This window comes from Trinickia sp. (assembly GCF_036503415.1).
Taxonomy (GTDB): Bacteria; Pseudomonadota; Gammaproteobacteria; order Burkholderiales; family Burkholderiaceae; genus Trinickia.
This window is the reverse complement of the sequence record NZ_DASXWY010000033.1, coordinates 1-12,975: the sequence shown is the minus strand read 5'-3', so window position 1 is coordinate 12,975 and position 12,975 is coordinate 1. Positions and strand designations below refer to the sequence as shown.

The 12,975-nt window shown below is 64.1% G+C and carries 16 protein-coding genes and 2 tRNA genes; 7 read left to right on the top strand and 11 right to left on the bottom strand.

Annotated features, from left to right (window positions below; genetic code table 11):
* From VGL01_RS05305 to VGL01_RS05270, 8 genes are all read right to left on the bottom strand, one after another.
* On the bottom strand, positions 1-230 hold a 230-nt coding region (locus VGL01_RS05305; protein ID WP_331567792.1), incomplete at its 3' end, for a transporter substrate-binding domain-containing protein.
* A gap of 88 nt (positions 231-318) precedes the next feature.
* Complete coding sequence (locus VGL01_RS05300) at positions 319-1,362, bottom strand: quinone-dependent dihydroorotate dehydrogenase (RefSeq protein ID WP_331567790.1); 1,044 nt, start codon at positions 1,360-1,362, stop codon at positions 319-321.
* Positions 1,363-1,459: 97 nt separating this feature from the next.
* Positions 1,460-2,278, bottom strand: a complete 819-nt coding sequence (locus VGL01_RS05295; RefSeq protein WP_331567788.1) for an arginyltransferase — start codon at positions 2,276-2,278, stop codon at positions 1,460-1,462.
* A 52-nt stretch (positions 2,279-2,330) separates the two neighbouring features.
* Positions 2,331-3,095: a leucyl/phenylalanyl-tRNA--protein transferase gene (gene aat, locus VGL01_RS05290; protein ID WP_331567786.1), complete on the bottom strand. Its 765-nt coding sequence runs from the start codon at positions 3,093-3,095 to the stop codon at positions 2,331-2,333.
* A 16-nt stretch (positions 3,096-3,111) separates the two neighbouring features.
* Positions 3,112-3,657 carry an NUDIX hydrolase gene (locus VGL01_RS05285; RefSeq protein WP_331567784.1) on the bottom strand — a complete coding sequence of 182 codons (546 nt, stop codon included), beginning with the start codon at positions 3,655-3,657 and terminating at the stop codon, positions 3,112-3,114.
* Between the two features lie 206 nt (positions 3,658-3,863).
* The gene (locus VGL01_RS05280; protein ID WP_331567782.1) at positions 3,864-3,995 is read right to left on the bottom strand and encodes an MFS transporter small subunit; all 132 of its coding nucleotides are present in this window, start codon (positions 3,993-3,995) and stop codon (positions 3,864-3,866) included.
* An 11-nt stretch (positions 3,996-4,006) separates the two neighbouring features.
* On the bottom strand, positions 4,007-5,404 hold the full coding sequence (locus tag VGL01_RS05275; RefSeq protein ID WP_331567780.1) for an L-lactate MFS transporter: 1,398 nt from the start codon (positions 5,402-5,404) through the stop codon (positions 4,007-4,009).
* Between the two features lie 340 nt (positions 5,405-5,744).
* A tRNA-Met gene (locus tag VGL01_RS05270) sits at positions 5,745-5,821 on the bottom strand.
* A gap of 210 nt (positions 5,822-6,031) precedes the next feature.
* Here VGL01_RS05270 and VGL01_RS05265 point away from each other — a divergent pair.
* From VGL01_RS05265 to VGL01_RS05255, 3 genes are all read left to right on the top strand, one after another.
* Positions 6,032-6,529, top strand: coding sequence for a heme-degrading domain-containing protein (locus VGL01_RS05265; protein WP_331567778.1), 498 nt, complete (start codon positions 6,032-6,034; stop codon positions 6,527-6,529).
* 5 nt (positions 6,530-6,534) lie between these two features.
* A complete protein-coding gene (locus tag VGL01_RS05260) occupies positions 6,535-6,882 on the top strand; it encodes a multidrug efflux SMR transporter (RefSeq protein ID WP_331567776.1) in 348 nt (115 codons plus the stop codon).
* Positions 6,883-6,961: 79 nt separating this feature from the next.
* On the top strand, positions 6,962-8,107 hold the full coding sequence (locus VGL01_RS05255; RefSeq protein ID WP_414720178.1) for an enoyl-CoA hydratase/isomerase family protein: 1,146 nt from the start codon (positions 6,962-6,964) through the stop codon (positions 8,105-8,107).
* Between the two features lie 46 nt (positions 8,108-8,153).
* Here VGL01_RS05255 and VGL01_RS05250 read toward each other — a convergent pair whose 3' ends face one another.
* Positions 8,154-8,585 carry a hypothetical protein gene (locus VGL01_RS05250; protein WP_331567774.1) on the bottom strand — a complete coding sequence of 144 codons (432 nt, stop codon included), beginning with the start codon at positions 8,583-8,585 and terminating at the stop codon, positions 8,154-8,156.
* Positions 8,586-8,812: 227 nt separating this feature from the next.
* Here VGL01_RS05250 and VGL01_RS05245 point away from each other — a divergent pair, with 227 nt between their 5' ends.
* Together VGL01_RS05245 and VGL01_RS05240 are read left to right on the top strand one after the other, a co-directional pair.
* The gene (locus tag VGL01_RS05245; protein WP_331567772.1) at positions 8,813-9,010 is read left to right on the top strand and encodes a hypothetical protein; all 198 of its coding nucleotides are present in this window, start codon (positions 8,813-8,815) and stop codon (positions 9,008-9,010) included.
* A gap of 57 nt (positions 9,011-9,067) precedes the next feature.
* Entirely contained in the window at positions 9,068-9,310 is a 243-nt protein-coding gene (locus tag VGL01_RS05240) for a DUF6566 family protein (RefSeq protein WP_331567770.1), read from the top strand.
* Between the two features lie 32 nt (positions 9,311-9,342).
* Here VGL01_RS05240 and VGL01_RS05235 read toward each other — a convergent pair whose 3' ends face one another.
* Positions 9,343-10,599 carry an MFS transporter gene (locus VGL01_RS05235; protein ID WP_331567768.1) on the bottom strand — a complete coding sequence of 419 codons (1,257 nt, stop codon included), beginning with the start codon at positions 10,597-10,599 and terminating at the stop codon, positions 9,343-9,345.
* Between the two features lie 11 nt (positions 10,600-10,610).
* Positions 10,611-11,609: a PRC-barrel domain containing protein gene (locus VGL01_RS05230; RefSeq protein ID WP_331567766.1), complete on the bottom strand. Its 999-nt coding sequence runs from the start codon at positions 11,607-11,609 to the stop codon at positions 10,611-10,613.
* 181 nt (positions 11,610-11,790) lie between these two features.
* Between VGL01_RS05230 and dusA the strand changes: the two genes are divergently transcribed.
* Both dusA and VGL01_RS05220 read left to right on the top strand, forming a co-directional pair.
* Positions 11,791-12,810 (top strand): tRNA dihydrouridine(20/20a) synthase DusA, encoded by a 1,020-nt coding sequence (gene dusA / locus VGL01_RS05225; protein ID WP_331567764.1) that lies wholly within the window; start codon positions 11,791-11,793, stop codon positions 12,808-12,810.
* A gap of 89 nt (positions 12,811-12,899) precedes the next feature.
* Positions 12,900-12,975, top strand: a tRNA-His gene (locus VGL01_RS05220).

Genomic DNA, 12,975 nt, shown 5'->3' with positions numbered 1-12,975 from the left:
TTCACGCCGAGCTTGGCCGCCACGGCCTTGGCGATATCGACATCGAAACCGACGAGTTCGCCGCTGGCATTCTTCGAATTGAACGGCGGGAACGTCCCTTCGAGGCCGATGCGCAACGTCCCGCGCTGTTTGACCTCGTCGAGCAAATCCGCTGCGTGCGCGGTGACCGTAACGAACGCCGCGCCAAGCAGGCCGGCCGTCAGAATCTTCTTGAGCGTCGCCAATTTCATCGTGTCGATCTCCTCGCCTCGGGGGCAGTGATTAGGTGCGTCATGATAGCGAAATACCAATCGGTCTAGAAATATCGTTTGTTTATGTCTATATGACAGGCGCACTCATGTGGGCGATTGCGTCGACGCACTCGCCCACCAGCGCAGGGCCCCGGTAGACGAAGCCGGTGTAGATCTGTACGAGCGACGCCCCCGCAGCAAGCTTGGCCACCGCGTCGGCACCCGACGCGATGCCGCCGACGCCGATGATGGCGACCGTTTCGCCGAGCTCGGCGCGCAGTTTGGCGATCACGGCGTTGGAAGCTTCGAACACCGGTTTGCCCGAGAGGCCGCCTGCCTCGTCGGCATGCGGCAGACCCGCGACGGCCGCGCGCGAGAGCGTCGTATTGGTGGCAATGACGCCTTCGACGCCATGGCGCAGCAGCGTGGCGGCGATCGCCTTGATCTGCTCGTCATCGAGATCGGGGGCGATTTTCAGCGCGAGCGGAACGAGCTTGCCGTGCAGGTCCGCCAGCCGTTGTTGCTTGTCCTTGAGCGCGCCGACGAGCGCGTCGAGTTCGTCCGCTCCTTGCAACTGGCGCAGGTTCTTCGTATTCGGCGACGAGATATTGATCGTGACGTAGCTGGCGAACGGGTAGACCCTTTCGAGGCAATAGAGATAATCGTCGGCGGCGCGCTCGATGGGCGTATCGGCGTTCTTGCCGATGTTCAGGCCGAGCGGTCCACGGTATCGCGCCGCCTGCACATTGCGCACGAACTGATCGACGCCGCCGTTGTTGAAACCCATCCGATTGATGAGTGCGCCGGCCTGCGGTAGCCGGAACATGCGCGGGCGAGGGTTGCCGGGTTGTGCGCGCGGCGTCACGGTGCCGACTTCGATAAACCCGAAGCCGAGTGCGGCGAGTCCGTCGATGCAGGCGCCATCCTTGTCCAGCCCCGCTGCGAGCCCGACCGGATTGCGAAACGCGATGCCCATCACCGTGCGCGGCAAGTCGGGTACATGCGTGGCGAGCAGCCGCGCGACGCCGGCCCGGCCCGCGGCACTCAGTGCGCGCAGCGTCAGATGATGAGCGTCTTCCGCATCCATGCGAAAGAGTTGGGCTCGTGCAAACGGATAAAGGGAGCTGAGCACGGAAAGGTTGGAGCCGGAAATGGAAACCCGCTATTTTACCGGCTTCGCGGTGCCGGCCCCGAAACGCGCGGCCCGGTGCGCGGCGCGCGCAAGGGCGTTACCCTTCGGCGCCACGCGCGGCATCGTCGTCGGAGGGCGGGGCCTCACGCGAGGATGTATCCAGCGGGCTCCAGCGCCCGCCGCTCAAGCCTTCGAGTGGCCGAAAATTCGACTTGTAGGCCATCTTGGCGCTTTCCTGAATCCAGTAGCCCAGATAGACGTAAGGCAGCCCGAGGCTTCGAGCCTGCTCGATCTGCCAGAGAATGTTGTAGGTGCCGTAGCTCGCCTTCGCGGCGTCGGGTTCGAAAAAGGTATACACGGAGGACAGCCCGTCGCCGAGGATGTCGATCATGCTGACCATGCGCAGTGTTCCCGGTTGCGCCATGCCGAGATCGGCCGGCACCGGCTCGCGGAATTCGACGAGCCGCGAGTTGATGCGGCTGTGCAACAGGAACTGTTCGTATTGATCGCGGCTGTCGCGGTCCATGCCGCCGCCCGCATGGCGGGCCGCCTGATAGCGCATATAGAGCGCGTAGTGTTCCTCGTCGTAATGCAGCGTCGAAACCGATGCGACGAGGCTGGCATGGCGCTTCCACACACGGCGCTGCGTCCGGTTTGGCGTGAAGGCCGCAACGGGCACGCGAACCGGCACGCAAGCGCGGCAACCTTCGCAGTACGGGCGGTACGTGAACACGCCGGAGCGGCGAAAGCCCGCCTTGACGAGCTCGGTATAAACGTCGGAATTGATCAGGTGGCTTGGCGTGGCGACTTGCGAGCGCGCGATGCGTCCTTCCAGATAACTGCAAGGATAGGGCGCGGTTGCATAAAATTGCAGCGCGGAAAGAGGTGAAAGCGGCAGCTCATTCGGGTGAGTCATTGGCGGCTCTCGAAGCATCGTCCCTCGTTGGCAGGCTGCTCACGGTGCGTGGTCAGCGCGCGCGTTTTTCCGGCATCGCCTGCATCCTGTCAGGCAGGACCTCGAGCAAGGCGGATTTGTCGAAGCGCCACGGAATGGGTGCTTGCGCCACCGCTTCGCGCACATGTCCGAGAAAGCTCTTGCGCGCAATTTCCCGGCCGCCGAGCGATGCCAGATGCGACGTATTCTGTTGGCAGTCTATCATTTCTACTTCGTGGCGGAGCAGGTGGCCCACGAGTGCGGCGAGCGCGATTTTCGACGCATCGGTCACATCGGCGAACATCGATTCGCCGAAGAACATGCGTCCGAGCGAGACGCCGTACAGACCGCCCACGCGGGCGCCTTCGTACCAGGTTTCCACGCTGTGCGCTTCGCCGGCGCGATGCAGCATCGAATAGGCGTCGATGATTTCGGCCGTGATCCAGGTGCCGCGCTGCCCTTGGCGCGGCGCTTGCGCGCAGGCGCGCATCACGCCGGGGAAATCGCAATCGACGCGGACCTCCCAGCGCGGATCGCGCAGCACGCGCTTGAGCGTCTTTCTCAGCGAAGGGGATACCTTGAATTCCGCCGGCACGAGGATCATGCGCGGATGCGGACACCACCAGAGTACCGGCTGACCGTCCGAGTACCAGGGGAAAATGCCGCGCCGGTAGGCATCGACGAGTCTCCAGGGCAGCAGGTCCGAGCTCGCGGCCAACAGGCCCGGCGCACCGCTCGTTGCGCCGAGCGCCTGCTCGACAGGCGGGAACGGATCGTCGGGACCGAGCCAGGGGACCATCGGCGCGCGGGTTCGATCAGCCTTCGCGCAGCGAGCGGAAGATGTCGCCCGTGTGCAGCCCATAGTTGCCGGCCGAACGATCGGCAAAGAAAAAACGCAACGTCTGGCAGACGGTGGGAAACGCGATGTCGTCCCAGGGGATTTCGCCTTCGTCGAAAAGACGCACTTCGAGGCTTTCCTCGCCGGCTTCGATATCGATATCGAGCAGCCGCGCCAGATAGAAAATGTGCACCTGGTGGACGTGCGGCACATTGAGCAGCGAGAACAAGTGCTGGACTTCGACGCGCGCGCCCGCTTCCTCGAGTGTTTCGCGCGCGGCGGCCTCCGAGGTGGTCTCGCCCATTTCCATGAAACCGGCCGGCAGCGTCCAATAGCCATAGCGCGGTTCGATCGCGCGGCGGCAGAGCAGGACTTTGTCCTCCCACACCGGCACCGTCCCGACGACATTGCGGGGGTTCTGGTAATGCACGGCGCCGCAGCGCTCGCAGACGAAGCGCTCGCGATTGTCTCCGGCTGGAATCCGTAAGCTGACCGAGTGGCCGCAGGCTGAGCAGAATTTCATAGATATCGTGAGGGACGGCGCGGGCGCGGTGCAGCGCTGCTGCGTACTCGGCGCTCGCGCAAGCCGGCAAAAAACGCGCGCGTGAAAGTGATGCGAGTTTATCACTGGCCGCCGGCTCGCCGCGGGTCGCCCGACGTTTCGGATCGCGCACCCAAAAAACGAAGCCGGGCGCATGGCCCGGCTTCCGGTCGGCTCGTCGGTGCGCCTCAGACGAACAGCTTGAGCGCCTGGCGCAGCGTGTTGATGACGCCCCAGGCGAGCGGGATCAGCACGTACGCCCAGAAGACGATCAGGCCGATGCGGCTCGACGGCGTGACCGCGGTGGATGTCTCGTTCATTGCGCCTCTCCTCACTGTTCGTTGGCGAGCTGAAGCTCGCTCATATGATGTTTCTCGTTCACGCGCGAAACGAGCAGGTTGCAGATGAAGCCGACGACGAGCAGCGCTGCCATGATGTGGACAGTCATCGTGTAAGCGTCGGCCTTGGCCACGCCGTGCGCTACCTCGTATGCACGGATGTAGTTGACGAGCACCGGGCCCGCCACGCCCGCGGCGGCCCAGGCGGTCAACAGGCGCCCATGGATGCCGCCGACGAAGGCTGTTCCGAACATATCCGCGAGATAGGCCGGCACGGTCGAAAAGCCACCGCCGTACATCGAAAGAATCACGCAGTAAGCCAGCACGAAAAGTGCAATGTTGCCCGTCGTCGCGAAGCTCGGAACGAAGTAGTAGAGCACGGCGCCGAGCGCGAAGAAGATGAAGTAGGTGTTTTTGCGGCCGACCCAGTCCGATGCCGATGCCCAGACGAAGCGCCCGCCCATGTTGAACAGGGAGAGAAGTCCGACGAAGCCCGCGGCGGCGGCCGGCGTGACGGTGTTCTTGAAGCTCTCCTGGATCATGACCGAGGCCTGTCCGAGAATGCCGATGCCCGCGGTGACGTTCAGGAAGAGCACCAGCCAGATCAGATAGAACTGCGGCGTTTTCAAGGCTTCGTCGATATGGACGTGGTTGCGCGTGATCAATTTGTGCGACGTGTCGGGCGGCGTCCATCCCGCCGGCTTCCAGTCCGCGGGCGGCACACGGATGGCGAGGGCACCGATCGACATCGAGATGAAATAGGCGATGCCGAGAACGATGAACGTTTCGGCCACGCCGACGCTCGTGGCGCTCTTGAAGTGGTTCATCAGCGCGACCGACAACGGCGCCGCGATCATCGCGCCGCCGCCGAAACCCATGATGGCCATACCGGTTGCCATGCCGCGGCGGTCCGGGAACCAGCGGATCAGCGTCGACACGGGCGAGACGTAGCCAAGCCCCAGCCCGATACCGCCGATCACGCCATAGCCGAGATAGAGCAGCACGATCTGATGCAGCCAGACCCCGAGCGCGGAAACGAGGAAGCCGCCGCCGAAACAGCAGGCCGCCGTGAACATCGTGCGTCGCGGGCCGACGTGCTCGAGCCACTTGCCTGCGAAGGCCGCGGAGAGCCCGAGGAACACGATGGCGAGCGAAAAAATCCAGCCGAGCGTGGTCAGCGACCAGTCTTCCGGCGCCGATTGGGTAATGCCGATGACTTTCGTCAGCGGGCCGTTGAAGACGGAGAACGCGTAGGCCTGGCCGATGCACAGATGCACGGCGAGTGCCGCGGGCGGCACCATCCAGCGAGTGAAACCGGGGCGGGCGACCGTGGCCTGCTTCGAAAAAAATGTGGGGGGCCCGGCGTGTGCGGGTTCGGACATGCTTGTCATCGGTGGTCTCCGTACCTGTCTCAGAGTGTCGGCCTTTCGCGCGGTCTTTCTGTTTTTTTGCGCAGCCGTTGATGTTGCTTCGACAACGATAGGGGCGCGCCGGATTATGCGCAATAGGAGCCGAGACTACATAAAGAAAACGTTGTCATGGACTCGGCCCATCGGCTGGACGGTCGCAGCCGCTTCGCTCGTCGATGCGGGTTTTTCCCGGTTCGCCGGGCCCTCGTTATCGCGCCAACCTCCGCGGCGCGCACATAAAAAAAGCCCGATCTGACGATCGAGCTTCAATGTTCCTGGACGGCGGCACATCGCTTGGAAGTGCTTGCGGACGTGCTTGTATTGGTTGCGGGGGTAGGATTTGAACCTACGACCTTCGGGTTATGAGCCCGACGAGCTGCCAGACTGCTCCACCCCGCGTCCGTCGAAAAGAAGATTATAGATAAATCCCAAAGTCGACGCAAGGATGGATTCGCTTTTATCTATCGATCGCGGGTTTGCTCGGATGCCCGATTGCTGGCCGGCACTTGGGCGCGGCCGCATACACCTGCGCTAGAATCGGGTGCCGCGCCGCAGCACGATCGGGTTGTCCCGGTTCACGCGCATTACCCAACGGCATTTTGTTCTCTCATGGATATCGACCACGATCTGCGTACCATCGCAGCCCAGGAGCACACGCTGGTGTTCCCTCGTTTCGACGCCGCTCGCGCCTGGCAGCTCGGCGCTTATCTGCATGAAATTGCGACGGCGCGTTCGCTCGCGCTCGCCATCGATGTTTCGACCTTCGGCCAGTCGCTTTTTTTCTGCTCGCTGGAGGGGGCCACGCCCGATCACGCAGCTTGGGTGCGCCGTAAGCGCAACGTCGTCGCCCATTTCCGCCGCAGTTCGTATGCGATCGGACTGCGCATGCAGCAGGCCGGAACGACGCTTGCCGACAAGCACGGATTGCCCGGCGCCGAGTACGCCGCGCACGGCGGCTCATTCCCGATCACGGTGACCGGTGTCGGAGTCATCGGGTCGGTGACGGTGTCGGGACTCGCTCAACGCGCCGATCACGAACTGGTCGTCGAGGCGCTCAGCGCGGAGCTCGGCCACGACTACGCGCAGCTTGCGCTGGCCAAGGGTTGAAACCGATGCGCGGATCGAGCAGTCTCGGCTATCTCTGGCTTGCCATCGCGATCGTCGCGGAGGTCATTGGCACTTCGGCGCTGCGTGCTTCGGCCGGCTTCACGCGTCTCGCGCCTTCGCTCGTCGTGGTCGGTGGCTATGGCGTGGCGTTCTACTGCCTTTCGCTGACGCTCAAGTCGATGCCGGTGGGCATCGTCTACGCAATATGGTCGGGCGTTGGCATCGTGCTCATCACGCTCGTGGCCATCGTGCTTTACCGGCAGGTTCCCGATGTCGGCGCGGTCATCGGCCTGTCGCTGATCGTGGCCGGTGTCGTCGTCCTCAACCTCTTTTCCGGGATGCAGGCGCATTGATTCGGACGGCCTCGCTCGCTGTCGATGCCCGCGCGTGCTACCGTTTCGTGTGTCGCTTCTTCGGTTTCGACGTCCAGCCATGACTACGATTGATGATTCGGCTTTAGCTGCCACCTCGGCCGAGGTGCGCACCTTTATCGCCAATCGAATCGGTTTTATCGAACTGAACCGCCCCAAGGCGCTCAATGCGCTTTCGCTGGGCATGATCCGCACGATGCACGCCCGGCTCGACGAATGGCGCACGGATCCCGGCGTGCTTGCCGTCGTCGTTTATTCGCCGCACGAGCGCGCTTTTTGCGCGGGCGGCGACGTCCGGTCCTTCTACGAGATGTCGCAACGCAACGATATCGCCGCACGCGAGCGTTTCTTCATCGAGGAGTATTCGCTCGATCACGCGATTTTTATTTACCCCAAGCCTTATATCGCGTTGATGAGCGGCATCGTCATGGGCGGCGGAATGGGCATTTCGCAAGGGGCGCATCGGACCGGCGGCCTGCGCGTCGTGACGAGCACGACGCGAATGGCGATGCCCGAGACGCGTATCGGGTTTTTCCCCGATGTCGGCGCCGGATGGTTCCTCGCCCGTACGCCCGGCGCGATCGGTCGGTATCTTGCCGTCACCGGTGTAACGATCGGCGCGGCCGATGCGCTCTATGCCGGGCTGGCCGATATCTGCATGAATGCCAGCGCCATTCCGACGCTTCTCGAAGCGCTGGGTCATGAATCGTTTGCCACAGGCACCGACGTGATCGCCTGCGTGAAGCGCATTGCGCACCAAGCTGTCTGCGCCAACGGCGATGAACACGCCGACACGTCGCTTGCCGCCACGCGCGCATGGATCGACAGGCATTTCGGGCAGCCCGATGCCGCGGCCATCGCCGCGTCGCTCGCAGCCGAAAGGGAAGAGGGCGCATGCGATTGGGCGGAGGATACGCTCGGCATGATGCATGAACGTTCGCCGCTATCGATGGCCGTCTCGCTGGAGGTCGTGGCGCGCGGCGACAGCACGATGGCAGAATGCCTGCGCCGTGACCTCGATCTCACTCATACGATGTTCGCGTTTGGCGATGTGCTCGAAGGGGTGCGTGCTCGGATCATCGACAAGGACAATCACCCTGTCTGGCGAATCAGTCGCATCGGGGACGTGACGGCGCAAGATGTCGAGCGCATGTTCATGAGCCCATGGCGCCCGGACGAGCACCCGCTGCGCGCGCTTCACGGCTGAGTCGGCGCCGCGTCGCGCGTTATCCGGCGCTGCTTCGGAAGAGACTTCAGGCCGATTCCTCGGCGCTTTCAGCCATGAAAGCGCGCATGAAGACGAGAGCGCCCCAGCCCCACATGGCGTTGGCAGCGAAACCGATGGCAAGGCGCGGCAGCATGTTGCCGCTCGGCCAAATGCCGCGTATGGGATCGACGACGAAGATTCGTGCCGCCGTGAGAACGATACCTCCGAATACCAACGCCTGAACCCACGGCGCTACGCGCTCGGGCGAAACGCGCAGCAGCCAGGCCATCAGTACGGCCCACACGGCGCCCCAGAGCGCGTTGGCGACGAACTCGGGGATGTCGAGCGGCGCGAACGGGGTCGTGGAAAAGCCCGTCATGTCGATGAGCCCCGCGGTATGCAGAAGCGCGAGCGTCGCTTCATGGAAAAAGAGCGCGGCGAGAAAGCCCGACACCAGAGGCAGGATGATTTTTTGCATGTAGTGCGCGGGCGGCGCGGGCATGACGCGATGCGCCCGTTCGTCTAACGGAACGAGCGTCATTATAGGGGTGAGGCCGTCTCCCGGCGCACGCGTATTTGCGCATCTGCTTCGCGCGGAGGAAGTGCTAGGATGGATTGACGATGCTCACGCGAGCGTTGCATGGCACCGGAGTCGATCGGAGTCGACATCGGCGCGCAAGCGCTATCACAGACAAGGAGCCGGCCATGTCCAAACCCTTGAGCCCCGAGGCGGTAGAGGCGCTGAGGCGCCTGAACGACGTGGGAATCGGCCAGGCGCCGCCGCTCGTCTCGATGTCGGTCGCCGCCGAACTGCTTGGCGCCGGGCTTGTCGACGAGAATACCGATGGCGCGATCGAAATCACCTGCGAGGGCCGAAAGTATTTGTCGGGCGATTGCGATTAGTCGAGGATTGCGGTCCCGGTTGTAGGCCTACCTGCAATGATCGTTTGGGGGAGTGCGATGAAACCGACTGGCATCGACATGGGCGATTACGAGGAGCCTTACCGCGGCTTTGCACTGGAAGTCGCCGTGGAACAGGTGATGACGGGCGTGAAATCGCACTTTCGCGTATTGAAGGACGGCATGGTGGTGCAGGACTGGCAGCTCGTTCATGTCGACAAGCTGTGGCCGACCGAACGGCAGGCGGCTCGCGCCGCGCTCGACGCGGCGCGAGCGATCGTCGACGACCGGCTTGACGGTTGATCGTTCGCCCCGCGGGCGCGGGGCTGCCGGTTTCAATGCGCAGCCGGTGTGGGGCCTTGCCCGTCTTCGGCCGGTGAGTCGACCGCATCGCGTGTCTCGGGCAGCGCCATCCAAACGAGCAGCACGGCCAGCACGCCCGCCGCGGCGAGACCGAAAAAGCTGACCGTATTGCCGAAATGATCGGCGATAAACCCCGCGAGCAGCGTCGATAGCGTTGCGCCGATACCTGCCGTGAGTCCGAACAGGCCGATACAGAGGTTGTAATGTCCTTTGTCTCCGGCCACGTCCGCCGCGATGAGCGGCAGCATCACGCCGAAGACTGCCGCGCTGATGCCGTCGAACAACTGCACAGGGACGAGCAGATAAGGGCTCGACACGCCCGCGAAGAGCAGCGCGCGAACGGGTAGCGCGGCAAAGCCGAACAAGAGGAGCGGACGCCGGCCCCAACGTTCGGCCGATCGTCCCACCCATGGCGAGAGCGCCGCGACCACCATTTGCGGCACGATGATGCACGCCGCGATCACGAGCTGCACGTTATCGCTCATATGCGTGGTGACTTCGCCGGCGGCCAGATTGAGCATGGCCGCGTTCGACAAATGGAACAGCGCGATGCACGCGGCGAATACGAGTACCCGCCGATCGCGCAGCAACTCGCTCATGCCCGCACGGCGATGCGTGGCGACCGGCGGGGCGGGGGAAGCAACCGTGGCCGCGCCCGCTGCCTTCGCCGCGGCGCGCCCCGTATGCTCGATCATCGAAAGGGCGATGAGCGCGGGAACGTTCAATGCCGCGGTCAACCAGAAGACAGCCCGCGCCGACGAATACTCGCCGAACGCACCCATGAGCGCGGCGGCGACGGCACTGCCGATCGATGCGAAGCGTGCGTTGCGCCCGAGCCGGTCGCCGAGGGCATGGCGACCGACGAGCGCGAACGAAATGGCCGCGATGGCAGGCGTCAGCATGCAGCTCGCGAAACCATGAAACACCTCGGCGGCGAGCACCGGGACGGTCGTCGGGCTGGCGGCGAGCAAGAGCGCACATGCCGCGATGGCGACGATCGCGAGCGCGGCGGCGCCTTTCTTGTTGCGCAGCGCGTCGATCAACGCGCCGGCGGGCACCTGGCTCAGCATGGCGGTTGCCGTGCCGACGCTGAGCGCAATGCCGATCTCGCCCTGTGTCCATTTATGCGACGTCAGGTACGACGCGATGAACGGGCCAAAACCTGTCTGGACGTTGGCGAGGAAGAAGTTGAGCCAATCGAGCGCGCGGAGACTGCGTAGGTTTGCCATCTGCGCGTTCGTCACCGTGAAGCGTCGTTGCCGGAGGCCGCAGGCTTGGCCCCCGCTGGGGCCGGCTGAGCGGCGACCGGGGGCTTGGGCGCAGGCGACACGGCGCGCACCGGGCGATCGGGCTCGTAATTCGGCGCAGCGTCGACTTGCGCATCGGTCAGATCCGACTCGACCCGAAGGGCATCGTCTTTGTGGACGAAGCGCAGCGCCGACCAGTCGACCGCGATGCTGCGCCGATCCTGCATGAGCCGGCTGACGTCGACCACCGCGGCTTGGGGCGCGGCATGATTATCGATGAGTACATCGACGACGCGCCCCACTCGCGCGCCATCGCCGCGCTCGACCGTCGCATCGATCATGCGCGTGAGTTCGGGTTTCGAAGCGATGCCCGCGGGACGAGCCCCCTTTTTCTGCAACGCCTGCGCGGCAGGCGGCTGGCCTTCCTTGACCGCCAGCGTGATAGCGGCTTTTTTCGCGTTCATATTGAAAGTGAACGCATTCCAGGGGAAGCGGACCTTGCGGTCGCCGATGCCGAGGAAGCCCGACAGATTGACGAGCATTTCCTGCGGCCTGCCATCCTTGTCCACGAACATGTCGATGGCACGCCCCAGCGCCTTGCCGTCGGGCCGCTGTACGCGGGCATCCAGCAGCCCCCGTGTATCGTTGGACGACAGCAGTCGCGTGCTGATGATCGGCGCCGGCACGACGGGCGCAGGCGCTGGCGGCGTTTCGGGCGGCGCGGGGCGATGAGGCGCGGGGTGCCGATGGACCGGTTTTGGCGGTGCCCGTTTGACTTCGGGAGCGGCGGGGGCGGACGCCGGCGCGGGCGCCGAGGCTTCCGGTTCCGGCGGCGCCGGAGGCTCCGGTTCGGGTTGCGGCTCGGGCGCCGGCTGTTCAGTAACGGGCGGCGGTTTGGGGCCGAACAGCGCGCTGCATCCAGCGAGCATCGTCAGCAGCACCCAGACCAGGATGCACCGGCTCACGCCATGACGGTAGAATCCGCCGCTCATCGATCAACGCTCCTTCGAATCGGTTGGGCGCGCGAAAGCCGGCCGTGCCGCGACGCGCGGGCTACATTCTAGCGGGTCGGCTGCCTCGGGCGAGACCGATTGCTGCTTTGCGGGCGCTTCGACGGGGCTTTCGCCTGCCCGCTGCGGTAAAATCGCGGTCTATTCTGTCGTTGGCCTTTCTATGTCGTCTTCTGCTGTTTCCCTTTCCCGCCCGCGCCGCGTCAGTGTGGCTCCCATGATGGATTGGACCGATCGTCACTGCCGGTACTTCCATCGGCTCATTTCGCGTGATACGTGGCTGTACACGGAAATGGTGACGACGGGCGCGTTGCTGTTCGGCGATGTCGCTCGACATCTTGCATTCACGGCGCAAGAGGCGCCGGTCGCGTTGCAACTGGGCGGCAGCGAGCCCGGCGATCTGGCACGAGCGGCCAAACTGGGCGAGCAGTGGGGCTACGACGAAATCAACCTCAACTGCGGCTGTCCTTCCGAGCGCGTGCAGCGCGGCGCGTTCGGCGCGTGCCTGATGAACGAGCCGGCACTCGTGGCCGAGTGCGTGAAGGCGATGCGCGACGCGGTGGGCATACCGGTGACGGTCAAGCATCGGATTGGCGTCGACGCCGTCGAGGATTATTCCTTCGTGCGCGATTTCGTTGGCACGGTGGCCGATGCCGGCTGCGAAGTCTTCATCGTCCATGCGCGCAATGCCGTCCTCAAGGGCTTGTCGCCGAAGGAGAATCGCGAGATACCGCCGCTCAAATACGACTACGCCTATCGCCTCAAGCGCGATTTCCCGGCGCTGGAAATCATCCTCAACGGCGGTGTCAAGACGCTGGACGAAGTCGAGTCGCATCTCGCTCATGTGGACGGGGTGATGCTGGGGCGCGAGGCCTATCACAACCCCTACGTGCTCGCGGAAGTCGACATGCGATTCTACGGTGCGGCGGCACCCGTGCCGAGTCGCGAGCAGATCGAGGCGGGTCTCATCGAATACTGCGGTACCGAGCTGGCGCGCGGGACGTTCCTCGGTGCGATCACGCGTCACGCGTTGGGCTTGTATCGCGGTATGGCGGGCGCGCGCGGCTGGCGGCGGGTGCTGTCCGACAACAAGCGGCTCGCTGCCGCCGATTTGTCGATATTCAACGAAGCGCGCGCGCAATTGCGCGAGCCCCTCGAATCCGCGGTAGAAATTGTCGATTGAGGGGCTAGGCAAGTCGCGATGGTATTTGTATAATCTCGCTTCTTCGTCGGTGCGGCTGGTCTTGACGCACCGAACTGCAGATCCCAGTGGTGGCTGTAGCTCAGTTGGTAGAGTCCAGGATTGTGATTCCTGTCGTCGTGGGTTCGAGTCCCATCAGCCACCCCA

What these genes read in the sequence shown, in the direction of transcription:
- VGL01_RS05295 (WP_331567788.1), bottom strand. Translation starts at nt 2,278, where the DNA reads ATGACTCACCCGAATGAGCTGCCGCTTTCACCTCTTTCCGCGCTGCAA.
- aat (WP_331567786.1), bottom strand. Translation starts at nt 3,095, where the DNA reads ATGGTCCCCTGGCTCGGTCCCGACGATCCGTTCCCGCCTGTCGAGCAG.
- VGL01_RS05285 (WP_331567784.1), bottom strand. Translation starts at nt 3,657, where the DNA reads ATGAAATTCTGCTCAGCCTGCGGCCACTCGGTCAGCTTACGGATTCCA.
- VGL01_RS05280 (WP_331567782.1), bottom strand. Translation starts at nt 3,995, where the DNA reads ATGAACGAGACATCCACCGCGGTCACGCCGTCGAGCCGCATCGGCCTG.
- VGL01_RS05275 (WP_331567780.1), bottom strand. Translation starts at nt 5,404, where the DNA reads ATGACAAGCATGTCCGAACCCGCACACGCCGGGCCCCCCACATTTTTT.
- VGL01_RS05265 (WP_331567778.1), top strand. Translation starts at nt 6,032, where the DNA reads ATGGATATCGACCACGATCTGCGTACCATCGCAGCCCAGGAGCACACG.
- VGL01_RS05260 (WP_331567776.1), top strand. Translation starts at nt 6,535, where the DNA reads ATGCGCGGATCGAGCAGTCTCGGCTATCTCTGGCTTGCCATCGCGATC.
- VGL01_RS05255 (WP_414720178.1), top strand. Translation starts at nt 6,962, where the DNA reads ATGACTACGATTGATGATTCGGCTTTAGCTGCCACCTCGGCCGAGGTG.
- VGL01_RS05250 (WP_331567774.1), bottom strand. Translation starts at nt 8,585, where the DNA reads ATGCAAAAAATCATCCTGCCTCTGGTGTCGGGCTTTCTCGCCGCGCTC.
- VGL01_RS05245 (WP_331567772.1), top strand. Translation starts at nt 8,813, where the DNA reads ATGTCCAAACCCTTGAGCCCCGAGGCGGTAGAGGCGCTGAGGCGCCTG.
- VGL01_RS05240 (WP_331567770.1), top strand. Translation starts at nt 9,068, where the DNA reads ATGAAACCGACTGGCATCGACATGGGCGATTACGAGGAGCCTTACCGC.
- VGL01_RS05235 (WP_331567768.1), bottom strand. Translation starts at nt 10,599, where the DNA reads ATGGCAAACCTACGCAGTCTCCGCGCGCTCGATTGGCTCAACTTCTTC.
- VGL01_RS05230 (WP_331567766.1), bottom strand. Translation starts at nt 11,609, where the DNA reads ATGAGCGGCGGATTCTACCGTCATGGCGTGAGCCGGTGCATCCTGGTC.
- dusA (WP_331567764.1), top strand. Translation starts at nt 11,791, where the DNA reads ATGTCGTCTTCTGCTGTTTCCCTTTCCCGCCCGCGCCGCGTCAGTGTG.